The organism is Glaciimonas sp. GG7 (assembly GCF_052976905.1).
In genome coordinates this window covers 1-3,495 of record NZ_JBRIIQ010000182.1, presented here as the reverse complement: position 1 = coordinate 3,495, position 3,495 = coordinate 1, and the positions used below count along the sequence as shown (strand labels likewise).

Genomic DNA, 3,495 nt, shown 5'->3' with positions numbered 1-3,495 from the left:
GAGAAAACTGACCACCACCTCCATCCCGATACGCGGAATGAAGATCGTGCCCCAGCCCTTGCCAGCCCAGCTCTGCGCCACGCGCACCCAGCATGAACTGTGTTCATCATCCTTACCCACGCGATCCCAATGAAACTGAACCTTGACGCGGCCGTACTGGTCGGTCCAAATTTCCTCACCGGCCTTGCCGACCACCATCGCGGTCTGCGGTCCCTGCACATAAGGCTTGCGGAAGATGGCTGGCGGCCGGTAGGAAAATTCCTTGCCGATCGCCGTCATCTGGCAAGCCACCGGCAATCCGGAGTTTCCCGCGCCGCTGGTGTAATCGTTGCCGCCAATGTCGTAGGCGAGCGAGGTGATCAGATACGCGCGATTCTGATCCTCACGCGGGTGCTCCGCCAGGGTGAACATTCCGCCCGCAAACAGGCCACGCGCATCGGTGTTCGCACTAATTTGCTCACACTGACCGTGCAACGCCTCCATGCGCGCTCGGGCCAGCACGTTGCCGTTTTCGGCCACTGTATAGTTGCCCGGATAGTCAAACATTTCATAGGCAGTCTGGTCAAAGCCAGCCGCGATGCCACCCTTGGTTAGCAAACCCCCACTGCGACTGGCCGTCGTCTTTTCGAAATCAAAATCATTGAGCACGTAACTGCTCGATACGATCTCGCCAGCAGCCGACCAGGATGAGACGCACTCTTCCTTGAGCCCGCCGGGTTCCCCTACGTCGTTGTATTTAAGAGCGCCATAGCCGGGAATCGCCGTGTGTGCACCATACGAATCGGCCAGCACCATGGTGTGGCGTTGCGCATCGTGGGTAAAGTAAAAATAGATCCCGACGCCTTCGAGCAAGCGGCAGACGAAATCGAAGTCACTTTCACGGTACTGCACGCAATACGGCACCAACGGATAATTGCCACTGAGTGCGTCCATCTTTAACGCCACGCCGCCATATGCATCGCACACCTGCTTGATGATCGTCGGCAACGACTTGTCTTGAAAAATACGGCAGTTCGACGAGCGCTTGAGCAACCACAGCCAAGAGTGAACCGTGGCCTGATAGGTCGCAAAGCCGTCGCGGCTGCCGGTGCTGGCAAAGCGCGTGACAATGCCGTGGAAATAACGCGTACTGCCGTTGTCGTGCTTTAGCTCGACACTAAGCGGCTTGCCCAGCACATCGGCGATTTTCAGCGCGTCATCCTTACTCAGCAATTGCACGCGGAATTCGGACAACCGACCGAGCTGTTCGGAACCGCTCATCGAGCAGAATAGCAGCACGTTGTTTCCCAGTGCCGTCTTGACTGCTACTTCTCGATACTCTTGGTTAGCTGACATAAATTCTTTAGTGGTCGGATAAACGGTTAGGCGCGTAATTAGGGAATCATCGTCTTGACAGTGCCTGGCATCGAAAACCCAATCACGCCGCCCCAATTGCACAGGCATTTGGAAATATTATCGAGTGCCGGCATATTGGCAATCAATACGTTCGGTGCACCGGGCACCCATGGTGCGCTGGTGACGGGAATGCAAGGCATGGGAGTCAGTACACCAAACGCGGCTGCAGTAGCCGCTGCAACCATCGGATTGGCGGGCGAGTTACACACGCCAAAGGGCATGATATTGAGCAGTGGCACGTGATCCATGATGTTAGCCGCCGGAGGCCCCTCGGCCAGCACTCTATTCTTGGGCAGCACCATCAGCGATGAAGGCGCAGCACCAAAGGTGCAGGTCATCATCGCACCCATCACAACTTGATTCGGCATGCTGACATCCTTTTCTGTATGCACACGCGTGGGCGTGTCATTTTTAAAACCATCCCTGATAAAGGAAGAAATTACAATTTATTCAATTGACCTATTAGAAATAAGGTTGTGCCTTGCTACTAGTCCCGGCCCTCGAACGTTCAGACAATCGCAACCTAATAGTTAATTCTGCAAGTATTCATAGTTACCTCTGTCTAGTTGCCTAATTAGATTGTCGATACTCCATGACATTTCCTTTGCGTTACGAATCCCATTAGCTTTCAAGGAAACATTGACCTTCATGTCAGGCCTCCCGAAATTTTCAATAAGATCTACAATCGCTGTATTCTTGTAGCCACTATCGGAGTGACCAAACACGTGCAACAGTCTGACGTTCATCCATGAGCGGTTTCGCGCAACAGCCCCCGATGACCCATGACGGGCATGCCTCTTCTGAAAGTGCTCTAACAATTTTTTTTCATTACCGGTCAAGGTCTGCAGTTGGATCCAGTCAAACCATGTCAAAATTTTGGCCCCCTTGTAACTGAAGGCCAGTTCTCGGACACGAAGCGGCGTCCAAATAATATGTTTCCTGGACAAGTCCCAATGTAGCGGGTTCAGAGACCAATTAATGCCCCCACTCTTCAACACGCGCTGAACCATATGACTACAGTTTTTTCTGAATAAGCGATAGGAAGGAGCCGGGCCAGTGCCTGACAGGAGCAATCTTTTATCGTCTTCGAGATCCACCGTTTTATTCCGAAGTGCATCCCAATGTGTGATCATTTTTTTCTCGCTACTCACGTTGGTCGGAATGCGAATAATGTGATCAGGAGCGTACCCTTCGAAATAAAAGTCATGAAGAATATTGAACTGCGCTTGTCCCTTTCTCTTTCCTGAATGAGAAACTCCACCTTCTTGGTCGGGTATCCATGAAACGTAAGAATCATATTGGCGCTCATCAAAGTGTCTCACGGCAGCATCTCCAATACTCATGCATGCGTGCCCGGGGTACTTATTTAAACCTTGCATATTGTTATTCCAAATAAATACGGTAGTTGTCATACATTTTCCTTCGATAGATAGCAGGATAGTCAAACGGAACTGACTACGTTCTTAAGAACACATTCAAAATACTACGTAACCGCATAGTCAAACTCGCCATCCTTGACACCCACTTGCACGCCATCTAAGACCACACCTGCCATCATACGACCCAAGAATTCCTTCGAAATATCCGGCAGCATCGTGTTGGTCAGGATCGCATCAATCATGCGTCCACCTGACTCGCTCTCGGTGCAGCGCGACACCACTAACTGAACCACTGCGTCCGAGTAGTCAAACGGAATCTTGTAGCGTGCCTCGACCCGCCTCTTGACGCGATTGAGCTGCAGCTTGACGATCTTGCCAAGCATCACATCCGACAGCGGATAGTAAGGAATCGTCACCAGGCGCCCGAGCAACGCTGGCGGGAAAATCTTCAGCAAGGGTTCACGCAAAGCCTTGGCCGTAGTTTCTGGATCTGGCATCCGTTCGGGGGTCTTGCACAGACTGGCGACCAGATCGGCACCGGCGTTTGTGGTCAGAATGATGAGGGTATTTTTAAAGTCGATGAAGCGCCCTTCCCCGTCTTCCATAAAGCCCTTGTCGAACACCTGAAAGAACATTTCGTGCACGTCTGGGTGGGCTTTTTCGACAATTATTTACGGTGCTTTTGAGCATATCCAAACAAAATCCGGTAAAGATCCGCTGG

General features: G+C 51.8%; 3 protein-coding genes and 1 pseudogene. All 4 read right to left on the bottom strand.

All coding sequences use genetic code 11. From position 1 onward, the window contains the following. On the bottom strand, positions 1–1,335 hold a 1,335-nt coding region (locus tag ACVBEF_RS20820; protein WP_447125811.1), incomplete at its 3' end, for a type VI secretion system Vgr family protein. A 38-nt stretch (positions 1,336–1,373) separates the two neighbouring features. Then, positions 1,374–1,763: a DUF4280 domain-containing protein gene (locus ACVBEF_RS20815; protein WP_447125810.1), complete on the bottom strand. Its 390-nt coding sequence runs from the start codon at positions 1,761–1,763 to the stop codon at positions 1,374–1,376. Between the two features lie 162 nt (positions 1,764–1,925). After that, a complete protein-coding gene (locus ACVBEF_RS20810) occupies positions 1,926–2,807 on the bottom strand; it encodes a hypothetical protein (RefSeq protein WP_447125809.1) in 882 nt (293 codons plus the stop codon). 71 nt (positions 2,808–2,878) lie between these two features. Next, a pseudogene (locus tag ACVBEF_RS20805) lies at positions 2,879–3,439 on the bottom strand (AAA family ATPase); the annotation flags it as partial. Positions 3,440–3,495 lie beyond the last annotated feature (56 nt).

What these genes read in the sequence shown, in the direction of transcription:
- ACVBEF_RS20815 (WP_447125810.1), bottom strand. Translation starts at nt 1,763, where the DNA reads ATGCCGAATCAAGTTGTGATGGGTGCGATGATGACCTGCACCTTTGGT.
- ACVBEF_RS20810 (WP_447125809.1), bottom strand. Translation starts at nt 2,807, where the DNA reads ATGACAACTACCGTATTTATTTGGAATAACAATATGCAAGGTTTAAAT.